This is a genomic window from Enterococcus aquimarinus, from assembly GCF_001885765.1.
Lineage (GTDB): Bacteria > Bacillota > Bacilli > Lactobacillales > Enterococcaceae > Enterococcus_I > Enterococcus_I aquimarinus.
Genome location: NZ_JXKD01000001.1, coordinates 280,779 through 301,247, shown reverse-complemented (window position 1 = coordinate 301,247; position 20,469 = coordinate 280,779). Strand labels below are relative to the sequence as shown.

Annotated in this window: 18 protein-coding genes; 2 read left to right on the top strand and 16 right to left on the bottom strand. The window is 41.1% G+C overall.

Annotation, left to right across the window (positions count from 1 at the left end; genetic code table 11):
* Positions 1 to 15 precede the first annotated feature (15 nt).
* The 10 genes from aroA to RU93_RS01395 form a co-directional block, all read right to left on the bottom strand.
* Positions 16 to 1,296, bottom strand: coding sequence for a 3-phosphoshikimate 1-carboxyvinyltransferase (gene aroA / locus RU93_RS01440; protein WP_071873833.1), 1,281 nt, complete (start codon positions 1,294 to 1,296; stop codon positions 16 to 18).
* Positions 1,297 to 1,306: 10 nt separating this feature from the next.
* Complete coding sequence (locus RU93_RS01435; protein WP_071873832.1) at positions 1,307 to 2,404, bottom strand: prephenate dehydrogenase; 1,098 nt, start codon at positions 2,402 to 2,404, stop codon at positions 1,307 to 1,309.
* A 34-nt stretch (positions 2,405 to 2,438) separates the two neighbouring features.
* Positions 2,439 to 3,605, bottom strand: coding sequence for a chorismate synthase (gene aroC, locus RU93_RS01430; RefSeq protein WP_071873831.1), 1,167 nt, complete (start codon positions 3,603 to 3,605; stop codon positions 2,439 to 2,441).
* A gap of 19 nt (positions 3,606 to 3,624) precedes the next feature.
* Positions 3,625 to 4,680: a 3-dehydroquinate synthase gene (gene aroB / locus RU93_RS01425; RefSeq protein WP_071873830.1), complete on the bottom strand. Its 1,056-nt coding sequence runs from the start codon at positions 4,678 to 4,680 to the stop codon at positions 3,625 to 3,627.
* A 21-nt stretch (positions 4,681 to 4,701) separates the two neighbouring features.
* The gene (gene aroF / locus RU93_RS01420) at positions 4,702 to 5,727 is read right to left on the bottom strand and encodes a 3-deoxy-7-phosphoheptulonate synthase (protein WP_071873829.1); all 1,026 of its coding nucleotides are present in this window, start codon (positions 5,725 to 5,727) and stop codon (positions 4,702 to 4,704) included.
* Positions 5,728 to 5,760: 33 nt separating this feature from the next.
* Positions 5,761 to 6,630: a shikimate dehydrogenase gene (aroE, locus tag RU93_RS01415; protein WP_071873828.1), complete on the bottom strand. Its 870-nt coding sequence runs from the start codon at positions 6,628 to 6,630 to the stop codon at positions 5,761 to 5,763.
* Between the two features lie 352 nt (positions 6,631 to 6,982).
* Positions 6,983 to 7,750, bottom strand: a complete 768-nt coding sequence (locus RU93_RS01410; RefSeq protein ID WP_071873827.1) for an ABC transporter ATP-binding protein — start codon at positions 7,748 to 7,750, stop codon at positions 6,983 to 6,985.
* Positions 7,751 to 7,754: 4 nt separating this feature from the next.
* Positions 7,755 to 8,636 carry an ABC transporter permease gene (locus tag RU93_RS01405; RefSeq protein WP_071873826.1) on the bottom strand — a complete coding sequence of 294 codons (882 nt, stop codon included), beginning with the start codon at positions 8,634 to 8,636 and terminating at the stop codon, positions 7,755 to 7,757.
* Positions 8,633 to 9,649 (bottom strand): tryptophan ABC transporter substrate-binding protein, encoded by a 1,017-nt coding sequence (trpX, locus tag RU93_RS01400; protein ID WP_071873825.1) that lies wholly within the window; start codon positions 9,647 to 9,649, stop codon positions 8,633 to 8,635. Before trpX ends, RU93_RS01405 begins: the two co-directional genes overlap by 4 nt.
* A 332-nt stretch (positions 9,650 to 9,981) precedes the next feature.
* Complete coding sequence (locus RU93_RS01395; protein WP_071873824.1) at positions 9,982 to 10,542, bottom strand: hypothetical protein; 561 nt, start codon at positions 10,540 to 10,542, stop codon at positions 9,982 to 9,984.
* 158 nt (positions 10,543 to 10,700) lie between these two features.
* Here RU93_RS01395 and RU93_RS01390 point away from each other — a divergent pair, with 158 nt between their 5' ends.
* Complete coding sequence (locus RU93_RS01390; RefSeq protein WP_071873823.1) at positions 10,701 to 11,075, top strand: DUF1622 domain-containing protein; 375 nt, start codon at positions 10,701 to 10,703, stop codon at positions 11,073 to 11,075.
* 92 nt (positions 11,076 to 11,167) lie between these two features.
* A complete protein-coding gene (locus RU93_RS01385) occupies positions 11,168 to 12,880 on the top strand; it encodes an NFACT RNA binding domain-containing protein (protein ID WP_071873822.1) in 1,713 nt (570 codons plus the stop codon).
* Between the two features lie 232 nt (positions 12,881 to 13,112).
* Here RU93_RS01385 and pyrE read toward each other — a convergent pair whose 3' ends face one another.
* From pyrE to RU93_RS01355, 6 genes are read right to left on the bottom strand one after another with little or no spacing between them, the layout of a single operon-like run.
* Positions 13,113 to 13,742 (bottom strand): orotate phosphoribosyltransferase, encoded by a 630-nt coding sequence (gene pyrE / locus RU93_RS01380; protein ID WP_071873821.1) that lies wholly within the window; start codon positions 13,740 to 13,742, stop codon positions 13,113 to 13,115.
* A complete protein-coding gene (pyrF, locus tag RU93_RS01375) occupies positions 13,743 to 14,459 on the bottom strand; it encodes an orotidine-5'-phosphate decarboxylase (protein ID WP_071873820.1) in 717 nt (238 codons plus the stop codon). It abuts the gene before it with no gap.
* Complete coding sequence (locus tag RU93_RS01370) at positions 14,456 to 15,391, bottom strand: dihydroorotate dehydrogenase (RefSeq protein WP_071873819.1); 936 nt, start codon at positions 15,389 to 15,391, stop codon at positions 14,456 to 14,458. The genes pyrF and RU93_RS01370 overlap by 4 nt, the downstream gene beginning before the upstream one ends.
* Positions 15,391 to 16,173, bottom strand: coding sequence for a dihydroorotate dehydrogenase electron transfer subunit (locus tag RU93_RS01365; protein ID WP_071873818.1), 783 nt, complete (start codon positions 16,171 to 16,173; stop codon positions 15,391 to 15,393). The genes RU93_RS01370 and RU93_RS01365 overlap by 1 nt, the downstream gene beginning before the upstream one ends.
* Before the next feature lie 33 nt (positions 16,174 to 16,206).
* Entirely contained in the window at positions 16,207 to 19,392 is a 3,186-nt protein-coding gene (carB, locus tag RU93_RS01360) for a carbamoyl-phosphate synthase large subunit (RefSeq protein WP_071873817.1), read from the bottom strand.
* Positions 19,392 to 20,468: a carbamoyl phosphate synthase small subunit gene (locus RU93_RS01355; protein ID WP_071873816.1), complete on the bottom strand. Its 1,077-nt coding sequence runs from the start codon at positions 20,466 to 20,468 to the stop codon at positions 19,392 to 19,394. The genes carB and RU93_RS01355 overlap by 1 nt, the downstream gene beginning before the upstream one ends.
* Position 20,469 lies beyond the last annotated feature (1 nt).

The following is a 20,469-nucleotide window of genomic DNA, read 5'->3' as shown; positions in this document are numbered from 1 at the left end:
CATTCGTTCTGTTTATTATGGATGATTCCTTAGTTTGGCAACATCTTCAAAAAATGTTGGATACGAAATCGCGATCGCTTCAGGATTTTCTAACACAACTTCTTCATCCGTCAAAAGAGCTGCTATTTGTAACATCATTCCCATCCGATGGTCACCATAACTTGTTACCGAACCACCATGTAACGGGGTCGGACCGTGAATAATCAAGCCGTCTTTAGTCGCCTCGATGTTTGCGCCTAATTTTTTTAATTCGCGACAAGTCGCATCAATGCGATTGGTTTCTTTTACTTTTAATTCTTCTGCATCTTTAATAATGGTCGTGCCATGGGCTTGCGTTGCTAAGAGTGCAATCACCGGGATTTCATCAATGAGCGTTGGAATAATCGCCCCTTCAATCGTAATCCCATGCAGTTCAGACGTTTGAACAAGTAGATCAGCCGCGTCGTTAATCGGATCGATATTTTGCATGGTCACTTTTGCGCCCATTTCTTCTAAAACCGATAGAATTCCTGTTCTTGTCGGATTGATACCCACATTCGTTAACAAAATTTCACTGTTTGGAACAGTCGCACCTGCTACTAAGAAAAAGGCTGCCGAAGAAATATCGCCTGGAACAGTCACGTCTTGCCCGATTAGTTCTTGTGGTCCCGTTACTTGAATCATTTTATCATTTACGTTGATTTCGCCACCAAATTGACGAATCATTTCTTCTGTATGATTGCGAGAAGGTTCTTTTTCAATGACGGTTGTCGTCCCCTCTGTTTGCAGTGCAGCAAATAAAATTGCGGATTTGACTTGAGCACTCGCCACAGGCATTTCATACGTGATTGGATTTAGTGTTGCAGAACCTTGTACTGTAATGGGCGGGAATTGCGTTTGATTGTCGCCAAAAATAGTAGCACCCATCTCTCTTAATGGTAACATCACGCGATTCATGGGACGTGCGTTTAACGAGTCATCGCCCGTTAAAATCGTTTCAAAAGGACATGTATTTAGCATACCCATCATTAAACGAATGGTCGTACCTGAGTTGCCGACATCTAAGGGCTTGCGTGGTGCTTTAAGTGCTTCAAGGCCTTTTCCGTGAACCGTAATGACTTCCCCGTCATCCTCAATGTCAACACCCAATGCTTGAAAGGCATGTAGCGTACTGAAACAATCTTCCCCACGAAGGAAGTTTTTAATCGTTGTTTTCCCTTTGGCGATTGAGCCAAACATGATACTTCGATGTGAAATCGATTTATCGGCTGGAATTTGGATAGTGCCTTTTAATGCGCTTGCTGTGAATAATTTCATGAATAGCCTCCTATTTGATCCAACAATGATAGGGCGTGTTTTCTTTGATAAGTTGTTGCCCAATCTGTTGATCCACTTCATTTTTAAAACTTAATTGTAAAACGCCAAAAATTTCTTCGCGTGTTTCTAAAATGCGTAGATTGATAAGCGATAATGCCGCCATCCCCAGTAATGACGTAATTTCACCAATAATTCCTGGAGAATCAGGGATATCGATAAAGACATCATAAAAAGCAGGAATGGTTCCTTTTTGATGGATTGGCAATTGTTCTCTTGTCTCGCGTGCTCGTTCAAAGAAGTCAAAAATAGCTTCACCTTGCGCTTCTTCCAACCACTGATAGATATCATCCATTTCGGTCTGCCATTGCCGGATTAACGACATCAAGATAGGGCGGTTACTTAATAAAATATCCGTCCACATTTTAGGATCTGATGACGCAATGCGCGTAATATCGCGAAATCCACCGGCTGCCAACTGTTTTGATCGTGGATGGCTTTCGTTTAGCTGTTGCGCTTGATTCACCAGTAATGCGGCAACAACGTGCGGAAAATGGCTTAAGCTACCCGTAATTTGATCATGCTCTTGAGCTGTCATCGTTAAAAATTTGGCGCGTGTCCCAACGAGTAACACTTCTAGTTCACTAACGCGTTCTTGAAGCCGTGGGTTATCGCCGGGAGTCAAGATGTAGTACGCTTTTTCAAATAAATTACGGTCTCTTGCTTGAATGCCTGATTTATGTGAACCGGCCATCGGATGACCACCAATAAAATCATACGGTTGATCTTTGGCAAACGTCATAATTTCCATCTTAGTGCTACCAACATCGGTGACTAGCACATTTTGCTGCAAGGAAAGTTGACTCAACTGTTCTAAATAAAGCAAAGAGGTTTTGACAGGAACAGCTAACAAAATAATCTCCGCACAGGCGGCATTGTCTTCAAATGTTGGTAAGATGATATCAACCACCTGATTGTCTAAGGCCGTTTGTTTGGTTTCTTCGTGCAAATCCCACCCGTAGAGAATCGTTTGAGGATGGGAAGCTTTGATACAGCTTGCCAGCGAGGAGCCAATAAGCCCTAAACCGACAATTAATACTGATTGTGTCATTTGGTCCTCCTCTTTCTTCACTTGTTTCGTCCTATTAGTAGTTTTTTAAGTAATCGCGGTATTGTGTCATGCTTTGTTTTAATTCAACAAAGTGATCACTAGAGAATTTTTCGAGAATTTCATTTGCAATCACGGTTGCGACAACACTTTCTGCCACCACACATGCTGCAGGAACAGCCGTACTATCAGAACGTTCGATACTTGCTTTGTAGACTTCTTTTGTACTAATATCCACACTTTGTAATGGTTTATAAAGCGTTGGGATTGGTTTCATTACACCACGGACAACTAACACTTCGCCATTGGTCATGCCACCTTCAAACCCACCTAAATTATTGCTTCGACGGGTGTACCCAGTGGTCTCGTCCCATAAAATTTCATCCATAATTTGTGAGCCTGGTAAAACACCGGCTTCAAAACCAACACCAAATTCAACGCCTTTAAACGCATTGATGCTGACCATCGCTTGGGCTAATTTCCCATCTAATTTCTTATCCCATTGAACATAGCTGCCTAAGCCCGCTGGAACACCACCAACTAGCACTTCTACCACACCACCGATTGTGTCACCTTTGCGTTTTGTTTGGTCAATCAAGGCCTTGATTTCTTCTTCCACCGTTGGATCTAAGACACGCACGGGTGAGGCTTCTGCTTGTTCATGAATTTCTCTGACCGTCAAGCCGTCTGGAACCGTCGCTTTAATCCCACCAAGCATCGTCACATGACCGGCGACATCAATGTCTAATTCAGATAAGAGTTTTTTTGCGACCGCACCGACCGCTACACGCATGGTCGTTTCGCGAGCCGAAGAACGCTCTAAGACATTCCGCAAATCACGATGATTGTATTTCATCCCACCAACTAAATCGGCATGTCCTGGACGAGGACGGACTACTTGGCGCAGTGCTCGATCTTTTTCTTCAACGTCTTCAATACTCATAACCTTTGTCCAGTTTTTCCAGTCTTTATTTTCAACAACCAACGTAATTGGTGAGCCTAGTGTTTTTCCATGACGAATACCAGAAGTAATTCTAACTTGGTCTTTTTCAATTAACATCCGTCCACCGCGACCATAACCAGTTTGACGACGAGCCAACTCTTGATTAATATCTTCCGCTGTCAGTGGTAAACCAGCGGGTACTCCTTCAATAATGGTCGTTAGTTCTGGTCCGTGTGATTCTCCTGCTGTAATATAACGCATTTTATTTCCCCCTTTTAAATTAACCGATATAATGGCGCATTTCTTCGATTGGAATCGCCACAATTTTGGCTTGTCCAATTTCTTCTAACAAAATAATCTTGATTTGATTACCTCGCGCTTTTTTATCATGCGTGATGGCTTGATAAATGCGAGTGGCATCTAGCGTTTCATAGTCAGTCGGTAAATGGAACTTTTCTAACATGTCACTTATTTCTTTCGTCACGCCTTTTGGAGTTAAACCAGTTTCTTCCGCGTGACGCGTCATCATGACCATGCCGAGTGCCACCGCTTCGCCATGACTAACCACGCCGTAACCAGCGGTATTTTCAATTCCGTGTCCGATTGTGTGACCAAAATTCAGTAAGAGACGACTCCCGTTATCAAACTCATCTTCTTCGACGACCACTTTTTTGACATGAAGCGCTAAAGGAATAATCTCTTCGGCTTTGTCGCGTAGGTCAAACTCATCTGTGAGATTGGCTAATTTCGCCCATAATTCTTTGTCGGCAATCGCACCCGCTTTAATAATTTCGGCGATGCCTTCTCGTAGTCGGCGATTATCTAACGTATGTAACACCTCAGGATCAATTAACACGCCATCTGGTTGCGAGAATGTTCCAACCAAGTTCTTAGCGCTTTTAGTATTAACGGCCGTTTTACCACCAATACTTGAATCGACTTGTGCGAGTAAGGTCGTTGGAATTTGTAAAAAATGTAAGCCACGCATATAAGTGGAAGCCACGAAACCAACTAAATCTCCAATGACACCACCGCCAAGTGCCAAGATACCATCGCTTCTGGTAAATCCAGCTTCTGCTAATTGTTCGTATAATTTCCCTGCTTGTTCCAATGATTTACTCGCTTCACCAGCGGGAACCACAAATAAATGAGTGGGGAATCCTGCCGCAATCAGTTGTTGCTGAGCAGTTTCTGCGTAAAGGGGCGCAACATTGCTATCGGTAATGATCGCGATACGTTGCGGTTGCCAAACGGAGGTTACCCAAGAAGCGAGTTCTTTCAATGCGCCTTTTTGAATTAAAATATCATATGAATGATTCGTTAGTTGAATTTGCATCGGGGCGATCGTCCTTTCGTCTTATTTTTGGATAGCTTTAATTTCTTCCATCGCTTTTACTAAAACATTGACTTCTTTCATCATATTCAAGTAGTTCTTCTCGTTTAGAGATTGTGGCCCATCTGACCATGCATTTGCTGGATCTGGATGAATTTCAACGATCATTCCATCTGCACCTGCTGCCACACCCGCGCGCGCCATTGGTGTCACGAGATCCCATACACCTGTTCCATGACTTGGATCCACGATAATTGGGAAATGACTTAATTTTTTGATAATTGGCACCGCACTTAAATCAAATGTATTACGTGTCGCTGTTTCATATGTCCGAATCCCACGTTCGATGAAAATGACTGGGCTTTTCTCTGCAAAGGCAACGTATTCTGCTGCATTTAACCATTCATCAATCGTGCCTGAAATCCCTCGTTTTAACCCAACCGGTTTGCCGGTTTTTCCAACCGTTGCAAGTAATTTGAAGTTTTGCATGTTTCGTGCGCCAATTTGAATAATATCGGAGTACTCAGCGACAACATCCACATGCGCTTCGTCCATTAATTCTGTGATGACTTTTAAGCCAAATTCATCCGCAGCTTGGCGCATGATTTTTAAGCCTTCTTCTTCTAGTCCTTGGAAAGCGTAGGGTGACGTTCTTGGCTTGAACGCGCCACCTCGTAAAATCTTCGCCCCACCAGCTTTTGCCATGCGAGCCGATTCGCGAATTTGGTCTAGTCCTTCAACGGAACAAGGACCCGCCATTGTCACAAAACTACCATCCCCAATTTTGACACCATCCACATCAACGATGGTATCATCGGGATGAAATTCACGTGACGTTAACTTGTATGTGTTACTAATTCTAACGGTTTTATCGACACCTTCGTAACTACGAAAAGCAATGTCTTGAATCGAGCGGGTATCGCCCAATAGTCCAATCACGACTTGTTCGCTTCCGGTATTCAATTGAAAATCTAAGCCACTTTCTTTAATTCTTTTGACAACTGTTTCAATTTGTTGGTTTGTTGCACCTGGTTTCATAATCACGATCATATTCTTTTTCCTACTTTCTGAGTTTTAATTAAGTTATTTTTGAATGTCATTCATAATTTGAGCGGGCATTTCTTGCTTTGTCCAAAGTTCAAACGCAGCAGCTCCTTGATGAAAGAGCATCCCTAAGCCATTGGCCGTTACAGCACCCGTCTCCTTGGCTTTTTTTAAGAGTGGTGTTTGCGCAGGGTGATAAATGATATCATATACCGCTAATTCTTTTCTGAGCCATTGTGGGTCGATGAACGGAATCTCATGCTCTAAATCACCCATCCCAACATTTGTGGCATTAACTAATAGACAACTTGATTGACAGGCGTCTTTGATGAGTCGCTGTTGACTTGCTTCAATCATCACGATTTCGCACGGGAGGTTCTGACGCATATTTTGAGCTTTAGCAGTCATTTTCTCAAAATTATTCCCTAGGCGACTGATGACGTTGATTTTTTTTACTCCGTCTAACGCTGCTTGACAAATAATTGCGGTCGAAGCCCCGCCAGCACCTAGAACCGTGATCTCTTTTCCTAGCACATCGACCTTGATTTCTGAGAGACTCCTCATAAACCCAATACCATCTGTGTTGTGACCAATTAAGCGACCTTCGTCATTGACAATGGTGTTGACGGCTCCGATTAGTTGCGCCGATTCCGACAACCCATCAAGATAAGAAATGACGTGTTGTTTATGCGGCATTGAGATATTAACCCCCAATAAGTGAAGACTCCGAATCGCTTGGACACTTGTTTCAAGATGCTCGGGTAAAACATCAAAGGCTAGATAGCGAGCATCGATTTGGCACATCGCAAAAGCTAAATTATGCATCTTAGGAGAAATGCTATGCTTTGCTGGATGACCAAAAAAGCCTGCTAACCTTGTGTTTCCGCTGATTTCAAACGATGTTTCCATGACATTCCTCCTTTTTCTTTCAATAAAAAAAGATGTTCCTGTAAATGGTTAGTCTACAGTGAACATCTTATTATTCCTCCAAAAAAGCTAGAAAAATATAAAAAGCCACCGTAGATGTTTCATGATCTACAGGGGCTTGGTTTCCATTACAAATTCCATTAGCCATCTATAGATACAAACGCGTTGTTTGTACCCATAACGTGATGAATACAAACCTATCTAAAATAGCTAAAGTAGTAATTATTCGATTGTATTTGTGTGTTTTTCATCATCGTTATTCGCTCCTAATTGACTAAGATGAACTTAGTATATGATTTTGATGAGAAAATGTCAAGATTATTTTCATTATTTTTTAAAAAATGATTTCATCAAAAAAAGAAAGTAAATCTGGTAAGGTCAGTGCTTCTTTTTCCGCTTGATTTAAATCTTTTACAATTTCCCCTTTTTGCAGCAAAATTAACCGATTCCCATATTTTAATGCATCTTCCATTCGATGGGTGATCATTAAACATGTCAGTTTTTGTTCTAGTATACGCTGATTAGTAATTTCCATTAATTGCTTCGCTGTCTTTGGATCAAGCGCGGCAGTATGTTCATCTAGTAACAGCAGATCTGGCGTTTTCATCGTCGCCATTAATAAACTCAAGGCTTGTCTTTGTCCACCCGATAAATTTCCAGTAGGGGTATCTAAGTGATTTTCTAAGCCATTTCCAACGACACGACACAACTCATAGAAAGCGTCTTTTTGTTGCTTTAATTGGCGTAAGCGAAAACCTCTTTTTTCGCCACGTGATTGCGCGAGTAATAAATTTTCAGCTACCGTCATTCGTGGTGCGGTCCCCATTTTGGGATCTTGAAACACACGAGCGATGTGACGAGCCCGATTTTCCTCGGAAAAGTTCGTGATATCCTGCCCATTCATGATTAGTTGTCCACTAGTCAGGGCGACATTTCCTGAAATACTATTAAACAAAGTACTTTTTCCAGCACCATTGCCACCTAGAATTGTGATAAAGTCGCCGGGCTGAACCGTTAAATTGACCTTGTTTAATAACACTTTTTGTTCTTTTGGCCCATTCTGAATGGTTTTTACGGCATTCTTCATTTCTAAAACTGTCATGTGTTTACGCCTCCTTTTCCAGACCGGTTTTTAGTCGTAATGTTGTTTTGATTTGTGGAATTAACAAACAGATCGCTAGAATAATTGCAGAAAACAGTTTTAAGTATGTCGTATCAAAGCCGAGTCGAATGACCAGTAAGATGAGTAATTGGTAAATAATACTTCCGACGACAATAGCAATTAAACGCTCTAAGAACGTCAATTCTCCGTATAGCACTTCGCCTATAATAATCGATGCAAGACCAATCACAATGACTCCTACGCCTTTGTTGACGTCCGCATAGCCATCGCTTTGGGCAATTAATGAACCACTGAGCGCAATGACACCATTTGATAAGACGAGTCCGACAATTTTCATCCGATCCGTTGCAATGCCTAAAGACCGTGCCATCGTTTCATTATCTCCTGTCGCAATATACGCTTGTCCAAATTCTGTATTAAAGAAAAAATAGAGTCCACTAATAATGATGCCTGAAGCGATGAGACCAAGAAAAATTCGATCGAAATTTTGCGAAATCCCGATATCTTGAAAGAAATCAAGTAATTTCGGTTGGTTTAATAAAGATAAATTCGGTCGTTTCATGACATAGAGCATGACGGCATTCAATGAAGACATGACTAAGATCCCCGCCAATATCACAGGAATTTTGCCTTTTGTGTAAAGCAGCCCGGTCACTAGTCCGGCTAGCATCCCCGCAAAAACAGCCAAAATCGTTGCTACGATGGGATGAATACCGGCCACAATTGCCGCAACACAGACCGCACCTCCCAGTGGGAATGACCCTTCTGCTGTCATATCAGGGAAATTTAAAATCCGGTAAGTCATAAAGATTCCTAATCCTAGAATCCCCCATATTAACCCTTGTCCAATTGATGAAAAAATCATTCTTCTTCGCCTCCAATTAACGTTGCTGTTTCTTTTAATGCTGCCGGAATTTCAATTCCGAGTAAAGCTGCTTGTGTTTCATTAATGATTAAATCCCCTTCATCAAAAGTATAGACAGGAGTCGTTGCCGTTTCTTTTTCCCCTTTTAAAATACTTGCTGCCATCAGTCCTGTTTGATACCCAATTTGAAATTGATTGATCCCAACCGTTGCTAATCCACCTTCTTGGACCATTGTATCAACGGAAGGAATAATCGGTGTTTTTGTTTTGTTCGCCTCAGTCACTACCGCAGGCATCGCATTTGCGATTGTATTATCTAATGGAATATAAATAAAATCAACCTGACTGGCCATGACTTGAACGATTTGGCGAATTTCCGTCGCGGAAGGCACGGCAAATGTTTCCACTGAGAGTCCTAATCCTTCGGCCGCTTGCTTGGCTTCTTCCACTTGATAAATCGAATTGTCCTCCCCAGAAGAATACAATATACCGACAGTCTTTGCCTGAGGTAGTAATTTTTTGGCAACCGTTAATTGTTCCAAGACAGGCGCTTTATCGGAAACACCGGTCAAATTCCCACCAGGATTTTCCATATCTGCAATTAATCCTGCACCAACGGGATCCGTTACCGCACCCAAAATGACCGGGATTTCTGTTGTTTCATTGGCTAATGCTTGAACCGCCGGCGTTGCGATGCCAATCAAAACCTGTGATCCTTGATTTATTAATTGTTGACTCATTGTGGTTAACTTACTTTGATCCGCTTGACCATTTTGAAAGAGTAATGTTAAATTCTCCCCTTCGATTAAACCGCGTTCTTGTAATCCTTCTTTCACCCCTCTTGTAATCTCATCTAGAGCAGGATGGCTGACAAATTGTAATAACCCAACCGTATATTGAACTGCTTCATTTGGATTCGTTGCTGGTTTTTGTGCGCGTTGTTCATAGAAAAACCCAATTGTTATACTTAAGAATAATGCTACTACGGTGAAAATCAACCCTTTGTTTTTCATTTTAGTTCCTCTTTTCCGTCTATGATTTAAAAATAAAAAAGCAACAGTCGTATCTTTGTACGGCTGTTGCTGAAACAACAAAAAACCGCATAGTCTTTCGTCTATGCGGGAAAATAATCTTTACGATACCGACATAGATACACTGTTTAGAAAAGTACTCTAAAAAGTTGTATCTATGGAGAATGAGTCCATCAATACAACTTATCTACGCCAATTTTGCCATGATAACGGAATATTTTTGCTAGATATTGCTGGCATGATGTGTCCTCCTTCTGTCCTTTGTTTGTAATTGAAGATAGATTACCGCAGTCAGCGGCTTGTGTCAATCTTTTTTATTCTTTATTTTCTTCTTCCGTTGTTTCAAGTACTTTCATATTCCACATCGGCAAGCGATTAAGCTCTGGAATGATGTTTTTTTCAGGTGTGTCAATCGACTGATAGGTAAAGCGATTTTTTTCAATACCACCTTCAAAAAAGATAAATGTGGCCTCCTCAACGTTTAGTTGATATTTTTCGCTCATACGCCCTGCTTGATAGACAAGTGGATAAAAATAAATCGAGCGGTTTAATTCACTGTCTTGTTTTTCGAAAATGCGCAAGATTTCCTGGAAATCCGGATTGGAGGGTTTGACAAATAATACCGAAATAGCATCGGTTTTTTTGATTTTTTCCGATTCTTGATCATAAGGTAGAGGAACAAGTTTGTCAGATAAAATTTGCGGATAAATGAGTGCTTCGATTTGGTTTTGTCTAATAGCGGTGCGACTATACGAAACCAAGAAAAAAAGGATTCCTATCACGACACTGCTAATGATCAGACTAATGGCTTTTTTTTTCGGATTGTCTCGAACAATTTGCTTGAGTGTCTCCAACCAATTATTGAATACCTTCATAAACTAACAACCTCTCACATGATTAATAAACTAATAGTAACAATCCGCTCCCCAATCGTCAAGATGGATGACCGGACTGAACCGTTGCTAGTCATATTCGATAGAATTTGTTATAATTAAGCCGGCTATTCAGAGTGAATTCGCAAAGGAGTGAAAAAATGAAGCAACAAATGATGCATCTAGTACTACCACTTTTTGAAACGATTGTCTTCCTTTTGTATATCTTATGTATTTTAGTCTTAATGTGGGGAATCGTCTTAGCGATTAAAGATTTTTTCCAAACCGAATTGCGGCATCCAACTCGTGTTGATTCCAGATACAATATTACAGGTATCCGTAGTTTTTTAGGGAGTTATATTTTACTAAGTTTAGAAATTTTAATTGCAGCAGATATTGTAGAATCGATTATTAATCCATCGATCCAAGATTTAATTATTTTAGCGTCGATGGTCGTTATCCGTACCGTGATGGCTTATTTCCTACATAAAGAAATGATGGATGCGAAAAAAGAACAAGAAGAATTAAAAAAATGAAAAATGCGAGGATTCCATGGGAATTAGAAGTAGCGGTTTAGCATTTCTACTTCCCATTTTTTATGAAAACTCGAAAATAAGGAGGGTTATGAATGTCTTTTGATGGTGTATTTACGCACGTAATGATTCAAGAATTACGCGAGAAGTTAACGGGTGGACGAATTAGTAAAATTCACCAACCCTATCCCAATGAACTCGTTTTAGTGATTCGTTCTTTAGGGAAAAACCATAAATTATTGTTATCTGCTCATCCCAGTTATGCACGAATCCACTTAACAAATATGACGTATCAAAATCCTGACACGCCGCCAAACTTTGTGATGATGCTTCGTAAACATTTAGATGGTGCCTTGCTCCAAGAGATTGAACAAGTTGAAAATGATCGAATCATTCACTTTTCTTTTAGTCACCGGAATGAATTAGGTGACTTAGAAGATTTAGTGCTTGTCGTGGAGTTAATGGGTCGCCATAGTACCATTTTATTATTAAATCGTGAGAGCGGAAAAATTCTCGATTCGGTTAAACATATTGGGAGTTCGCAAAACTCCTATCGCTCGATTTTACCAGGCGCCATGTACACCGATCCCCCAAAACCCAATGGCTTAAATCCTTTTCAAATTACGGATAAACAAGCCTTCGAACAACTGTCGTTACTGACAACACTCACTCCAAGTACGATTCAACAATCGTTTCAAGGTTTTGGCCGCGATACCGCGACAGAATTGGCGAGTCGCTTAAATGCGAATCCTAATGAAAAATTACCCGTTTGGCAAGCGTTTTTAAAAGCGTTCGAACAAATTCAACCCACTATGCTTCAAACGGAAAAAAAGGAATATTTTATTCCCTTTCTCTATCCGTCTCTTGTGGACGACACTACAACAGTCTCGCACTTTAACTCATTAAGTGAACTGCTGGATGCTTTTTATCACGAAAAAGCTGAACGTGATCGTGTTAAACAGCAAGGTGGACAACTCATTAAGAAAATTACGAATGAGATTAAACGCAATGAAGGAAAACGGGGCAAACGCGAAGCAACGCTCATCGAAGCGGAAAAAGCAGAGTTGCTCCGGCAAAAAGGAGAACTGCTCACGACTTTTTTACATGAAGTCCCACGTGGAGAAAAGCTCGTCAAATTGCCAAATTACTATGAAGAAGACCGTTTAATGGAAATCCAACTCGATCCGGCATTGACTCCTAATCAAAATGCGCAAAAATATTTCCAACGGTATCAAAAATTACGCAATGCCGTCAAAGTTGTCGGCGAACAATTAAAGGAAACCCAAGCAGAAATCGATTATTTGCATAGTGTCCTTTCACAATTAGAAATTGCTGGGCCTATGGATGTCGAGTTGATTAAAGAAGAGTTAATTATGGAAGGTTACCTCAAACGCTCTTCTGTCAAACAAAAAAGAAGCACGCAAAAAGCCAAACCGGCGCTTTTTTATGCTTCTGACGGTACGGAAATTTTAGTAGGAAGAAATAATTTACAAAATGATCAACTGACTTTGAAAACAGCCAATAAGAATGAATTTTGGTTGCATGCAAAAGACATTCCAGGCTCGCACGTCATCATTCGTAGTACCGATCCAAGCGAAGAAACGATGATTGAAGCGGCTGAATTAGCTGCTTATTATTCAAAATACCGTCATTCCGCGCAAGTTCCGGTCGATATCGTTCAAGTTCGACACGTCCGAAAACCGCGTGGTGCAAAACCGGGTTACGTCATTTATGATAATCAAAAAACCTTTTTTATCACGCCTGAAGAGGCGCGAGTGGAACAAATGAAAACTCCTCCACAAAAATAGTCATGATCTCTAATAAAAAAGGGCTCTTCCCCAAATAATGAAAGAAATGATAAAAGAAAATGTTTAAGCGATGAGTCTATCATCAAAAAGATAATCTATCCGAAAAAACGTTGAGGAATAATACGAATTTTAGTCCTCAACACTAAAAGTTATACAGCCTAAAAAAGAAAGAGCTGCGACAGATTAGCTGTCATAGCTCTTTCTTTTTTGTGGATTTCAAACAGATTACTGGTTAATTTAACCAGTTCACCGGATCTTTTTTCCAATTTGCGAGTAAGGCTAAATCTTTTTCTTCGATATAGTTAGCTTCTAGCGCACTTTCCAATAAAGTCGTGTAGTTGGTTAAGGTGATTAAAGGCATTTCTGCAGCTTTAAAGTTTTCTAATCCTTTTGGTAATTCATAGGTAAAGATTGCAGCGACACCCACGACATCTGCTCCTTCACGAGTTGCTGCTTCACAAGCTTCTAGTACACTACCGCCGGTTGAAATTAAATCTTCCACAACCACCATTTTTTGCCCTTCTGTAATACGGCCTTCAATTTGATTGCCTTTTCCATGGTCTTTGGCTTTGCTTCTGATATAAACCATCGGTAAATCTAAAATTTCCGCAATCCACGCAGCATGCGGAATGCCTGCTGTTGCTGTCCCTGCAATGACTTCTACTTCGGGAAATTCCGCTTTAATTTTTTCTGCTAAACCATTCGCAATCGCACGACGAACGGCTGGATAACTCATTGTCATACGATTATCGCAATAGATAGGGCTTTTTAAGCCACTTGCCCACGTAAAAGGATTTTCGGGATTTAAGAAAACTGCCTCAATTTCTAGTAAATCTTTCGCAATTTTTTTTGCTAATGTCATTTAAACGACTCCATTCCATTCATTTTTGATTGCCAAATAGGTTTCATATGGCTGAGATGCCTGTGTAATCGGTCGTCCTACCACAATCGCGTTTGAGCCGATTTCTTTAGCTAGTGCGGGTGTGACCACCCGCTTTTGATCGCCAACTTCAGCACCACTTGGACGAATCCCGGGCGTGAGACACATAAAGGTATCGGACGTCGCTTGATGGATGTTCTTTGCCTCAAGTGCAGAACAAACCACTCCAGCTAATCCTGCTTTTTCGGTACACTGAGCGTAATGTAACACCGATTCTTCTAGCGTTATCGCAAGCAATTGATCATGTTGCATTTGTTCTTGGGAAGTTGACGTTAGTTGGGTAACGGCAATTAACTGCGGTGTTTTTTCGCCTTTCGGTGTTCCCTTGACTAATCCCGCTTTGGCAGCTTCCATCATTTCGATACCACCGGCTGCGTGAACGTTGGTAATTGCCACGCCTAATTGGGCGATTCGTTCCATCGCGCGACTCACGGTATTTGGAATATCATGTAATTTTAAGTCTAAGAAAATATCGTGCCCTAATTCTTTAAGCCAGCGAACAATTTCTGGTCCTTCTTGATAAAAGATTTCCATTCCGACTTTCACGAAAAGTTTTTCTTCTTTGGGGAACTTTTCTAAAAAGACTTCAATTTCTTTTCTTGAAGGAAAATCTAAGGCAATTATTGGTCGATCAATCATCCGCGACGAGCCTCCCTCACATCTTTAATCAGTTGTTCTAATGATTCAATCCCTAATTCTTTCATGCGACCAGGTAATTGGTCGATTAACTTCGGACAAATATAGGGATCGGTAAAATTAATCGTGCCAATTCCGACTGCACTTGCGCCGGCCATGTACATCTCAAGGACGTCATCGACAGTCATAATGCCACCCATGCCAATAATTGGTAAGTTTGACACACCGGCTACTTGGTGGATCAAGCGAATTGCCACCGGTTTAATTGCTGGTCCGGATAGCCCGCCCGTTTGATTGGCAAGAATCGGTTTGCGCGTTTTTAAATCAATGCGCATTCCCAGTAACGTATTAATCATGGTAAAGCCATCCGCGCCACCGGCTTCAATCGCTTGCGCAATCGGAATAATATCCGTTACATTCGGTGATAATTTCACGTATACCGGTACTTGCGAGACTTTCTTAACCGCTTCTGTCAATTTCCCGGCTACGAGCGGGTCCGTCCCGAAGGTAATCCCACCATGCTTTACGTTCGGACACGAAATATTTAATTCAATCGCTTTGACGTTTGGCGCCTGACTAATTTCACGGCAGACTGTGACATAATCGTCTTGCGTTGATCCTGCAACATTGGCAATAATTGGCAAGTCAGGATGATTGCGATGAAGATCAGGTAAAATCTCTGTCATTACGACTTCAAGACCAGGATTTTGTAGTCCAATCGCATTTAACATGCCGCTTGGCGTTTCAGCCACTCGTGGCGTTGGATTTCCAAATCGAGCTTCCGGTGTTGTTGCTTTGATCATAACAGAACCTAATTGGCTAATATCATAAAATTTGTTAAATTCTTTCCCAAAACCAAAGCATCCACTTGCTGGAATGATTGGGTTTTTAAGGTCTAAACCTGGTAATGAGACAGCTAAAGGATTAACACTCATTATAAAACCACCTTTCCAGCGGGGAAAACAGGACCTTCATCACAGACCTTGACGCTTTTTAACCCTGTTTCATCGTCTCTTAGTTTATTGACGCAAGCATAGCAAGCGCCCATTCCACAAGCCATTCGTGCTTCTAACGAAAGTTGAACATGTTCTACTTTCCCTAAAAACTCGTTTTCCACTGCACGTAACAACCCATTACTACCGCAAGAAAATACAGCATCTGCCGGCGCAGAAGCATGTTCAAATAAATAACCAACATGCCCATGAACCCCGTAGCTACCGTCATCGGTTGCGATGTGCGTTTCGCCAAGTGCACGAAACTCTTCTTCATAGTATTTCACTTCGTTTGAAGCATACCCTAGGAAATGAATCGGTTTGATGCCTTTTGCTACTAGTTGTTTTGATAGCTCATATAAAGGAGGAATCCCAATTCCTCCACCGATAATATAAGCAACATCCCCTGTATTCAACTGAGAGTAAGAAAATCCCTTGCCTAAAGGGCCCATCACATTCAATTTCTCGCCTGCCTGCATCTGTGCAAAAGCGGCCGTACCATCGCCTTCTACACGATATATAATCCGGCAAGTCCCCTCTGCTTTATCGATATGATTAATACTGATTGGGCGACGCAATAACAAATCCGCTCGTGGAACTAATAGATTTAAAAATTGACCAGGTTCATCCATTTGTTGAACCATTTCACCTTTTAGTGTTAATTCATAGATTCGTGGTGCAAGCATGCGTTGTGATGTAATTTCCATCATCTCTATTTTGTTCATGAGATTATAATCTCCTTTCAACTGACTCTCTTTTTAAATCGCATTGACTGAAAATGCGCGTGATTCCATTACTTTTAAGATCGCATCAGCCGTATCTAACGACGTAAATAATGGGACTCCGTGCTCGACTGCTTCTCGGCGAATAATAAAACCGTCTTTTGAAGCATTTTGTCGATTTTTATCCATTGTGTTAATCACTACTTGAGTACGGCCATGACGAATCATATCAACAACCGTTTCTTTTTGAGTGTCTTCTGTAATTTTGGCCACACTGCGTACACGTAACCCATGTTGGGCTAAAAATGCGGCCGTGCCACTCGTTGCAGTCAACGTAAAGCCAATTTCAGAAAAACGTTTTGCCAAGGCAAGTGCTTCTTCTTTCGTTTCATCAGCAATCGTAAATAAAACGGAGCCAAATTCGGGAATGGTTAAGCCTGACGCTTCAAAAGCTTTATAAAGTGCCTTTTCAAGATTATGATCCGTCCCCATTACTTCCCCCGTTGACTTCATTTCAGGGCCTAAGTACGTATCAACCTTCAAGAGTTTTGTGAAAGAGAAGACTGGCGCTTTAATGTGGACCAAATCAGAAGTCGGATATAAGCCTGTTTGATACCCTAAATCCACTAGTTTTTCACCTAAAATCACTTTTGTCGCCACTTGTGACATCGGGATATTGGTCACTTTACTTAGAAACGGCACTGTTCGACTTGCACGAGGATTGACTTCAATCACATACACTTCTTCTTCATAAATAACAAATTGAATATTCATCATCCCTATACAGTTTAACCCAAGTGCAAGACGTTTGGTATAGTCTTCGATTGTTTCAATAATTTTTTTTGATAAATTTTGTGGTGGATAAACAGCCATCGAGTCACCGGAGTGAACACCAGCCCGTTCAATATGTTCCATGATTCCAGGAATAAGCACGGTTTCCCCATCACAAATCGCATCGACTTCACATTCTTTGCCGAGTAAATAACGATCAATTAAAACAGGATGTTCAGGCGAAGCTTTAACAGCTGACTTCATATAATCTTGCAAGTCATTTTGATTCTCGACAATTTCCATACCGCGGCCACCTAGGACATAACTTGGACGAACTAAGACTGGATACCCAATTTTATCGGCAATTGCTACGGCTTCTGGGATACTAGTTGCCGTATCCCCCATGGGTTGTGGAATACTTAATTCTTGTAGCGCTTTTTCAAATAAATGACGATTTTCTGCACGATCTAAATCCGCAATGGTTGTGCCTAAAATCGTAACACCATTTTGAGCAAGTGGTTCTGCTAAGTTAATAGCAGTTTGACCTCCAAATTGTACGATAACGCCAAGCGGTTGTTCTAAATCAATCACATTTAACACATCTTCTAAGGTCAACGGCTCAAAATACAATTTATCCGAAATGGAAAAGTCTGTCGAGACCGTTTCTGGATTACTATTCATAATAATTGCTTCATAGCCGGCTGCTTGGATCGCTTTAACAGAGTGAACCGTCGCGTAATCAAATTCTACCCCTTGTCCAATCCGGATTGGACCTGAACCTAAGACTAAAATCGATGGACGCTCACTTTTTTGACTTTCATTTTCAAACTCATAAGTGCTATAAAAATACGGTGTATTAGATTCAAATTGCGCCGCACACGTATCAACCATTTTATAAACGGGTTGTAAGTTATGAGTTAAACGCAAGTCACGGACTTCTTTTTCTGTCATCCCCCATAATTCGGCAATTTTACGATCCGTGAAGCCGTGTTGTTTCGCCATTTTTAACGTTGGCAGATTTTGAGCATTGTCCATCAATGTCTGCTCTATTTCAACGATATGTAAGATTTTATCTAAGAATAAACGATCAATCTTCGTCATCTCATAGAGGGCATCCAGACTAAATCCACGTCGTAAGGCTTCAACCAAGTAAAACAACCGATCATCTTGGGCTTTGACGACTTTTTCAAGTAATACTTGATCGGTTACTTGACTTAGTTCAGCCATTTCCAAATGGTACGTACCAATCTCTAATGAACGAACCGCTTTTAAGAGGGATTCTTCAATGTTACGTCCCATCGCCATCACTTCACCAGTTGCTTTCATTTGTGTTCCAAGCAAGCGTTCACCACTTTCAAATTTATCAAAGGGCCAACGTGGAATCTTAGAAACCACATAATCAATCGTTGGTTCAAATTCGGCAAAAGACGTCCCTGTGACGGGATTAATCATTTCATCAAGCGTCAATCCTACAGCGATTTTTGCGGCTAATTTGGCAATTGGGAACCCTGTTGCTTTACTTGCTAAAGCGGATGACCGAGAAACACGAGGGTTAACTTCAATGACATAGTAGTTAAAACTATCTGTATCTAACGCTAACTGAACGTTACATCCTCCTTCAATGCCAAGGGCCCGAATAATCATCAACGATGCGTCACGAAGCATTTGGTGCTCAACATCCGTTAAGGTTTGACTTGGTGCAAAAACGATCGAATCACCCGTATGAATCCCGACTGGATCAAAATTTTCCATATTGCAAACAACAATCGCATTGTCGGCTGAATCTCGCATCACTTCGTATTCAATTTCTTTATAACCTGCGATGCTGCGTTCAATTAAACATTGCGTTGCAGGGGATAGCTTTAGGCCGTTTTCAGCGATATGACGTAATTCTGCTTCATTATCGCACATCCCGCCTCCCGTTCCGCCCATTGTAAACGCCGGGCGAACGATGATGGGATAGCCAATTTTATTAGCAAAATCAACCGCTTCTTCAACGGTTGTGACAATCACTGATTCTGGAATTGGTTGGTTCAATTCTTCCATTAATTGTTTAAACAAATCGCGATCTTCCGCTTGATCAATAGCAGAAAGCTTTGTTCCAAGTAACTCAATATTTAATTCTTTTAAAATACCCGATTGTGCTAATTCCATCGCCATATTCAAGCCTGTTTGACCACCCAAAGTAGGTAAAAGCGCATCGGGTTGTTCTTTGCGTAAAATTCGCGCAACGAACTCGAACGTAATCGGTTCGATGTAGACTTTATCGGCTACTTCTTTATCCGTCATGATGGTTGCTGGATTGGAATTGACTAATACAACTTCATATCCTTCTTCTCGCAGTGCTAGACAAGCTTGGGTCCCTGCGTAGTCAAACTCTGCTGCTTGCCCAATAATAATAGGACCTGAGCCGATCACCATAATCTTCTTAATATCTGTACGTCTTGGCATTAATTGTGCTCCTTCCATGTATCCATCATTGCGATAAATTCATCAAATACGTATAAGGCATCGTGTGTTCCAGGTGATGCATCCGGCTGAAATTGAACGCTGAAAGCTGGATATTTGTTGTGTTTTAATCCTTCGATTGATTGATCATTGATTTCTAAATAGGTAACGGTTAATTGATCAGGGTCTACACTAGTTTTTTCGACTGCAAAGCCATGACCTTGCGCACTGAAGTGAACTTTTCCAGTCTCTAATTGACGAACTGGATGATTTCCGTGATGGCCAAATGTCATTTTATACGTATCGGCACCATTGGCTAGCGCAAAAATTTGATGTCCGAGCGCAATGCCAAATAGTGGTACTTTTCCTTGGATTTCTTTCACCATCTCGACCAGGGTCGGCAAGTTTTTAGGATTGCCCGGTCCATTTGTCAGCAAGACACCATCTGGACTTAATTCTAAGATTTCTTCTGCTGTCGCATTAAACGGTAAGACCGTTAGATTACATTCTCGTTTGACTAATTCTTGCATCGTACTGTGTTTTAATCCTAAATCAAGAATCACAACATTATGACCTATTCCAGGACAAGGATAAGGTTTAACGGTTGAGACTTGTTCCACTTGGTTCGTTGGAAGCACTGCCGCTTTTAATTGATCATACGCATGATGAAATTCATCACTTGCATCGACAATACTTGCTTTCATTGTGCCTTTTTCGCGAATTTTGCGTGTTAATGCGCGTGTATCAATCCCGGCAATCCCAGGAATCCCTTTACGTGTTAAAAACTCATCAAGTGTCATTTGACTGCGCCAGTTACTTGCGAGGCGTGCATGTTCTTTGACAACAATTCCTTTACAAGTAGGTGAAAGCGACTCAAAGTCATCACGGTTAATGCCACAATTTCCAATCAATGGATAAGTAAATGTGACGATTTGTCCATTTGTACTTTGACTTGTAATTGTTTCTTGATAACCTGTCATCCCAGTGGTAAAGACAATTTCACCAATAACATTACTTGTTCCGCCAAAACCTTCTCCTTCAAAATACGTACCATCTTCTAAAATTAGCCAACGTTTCATC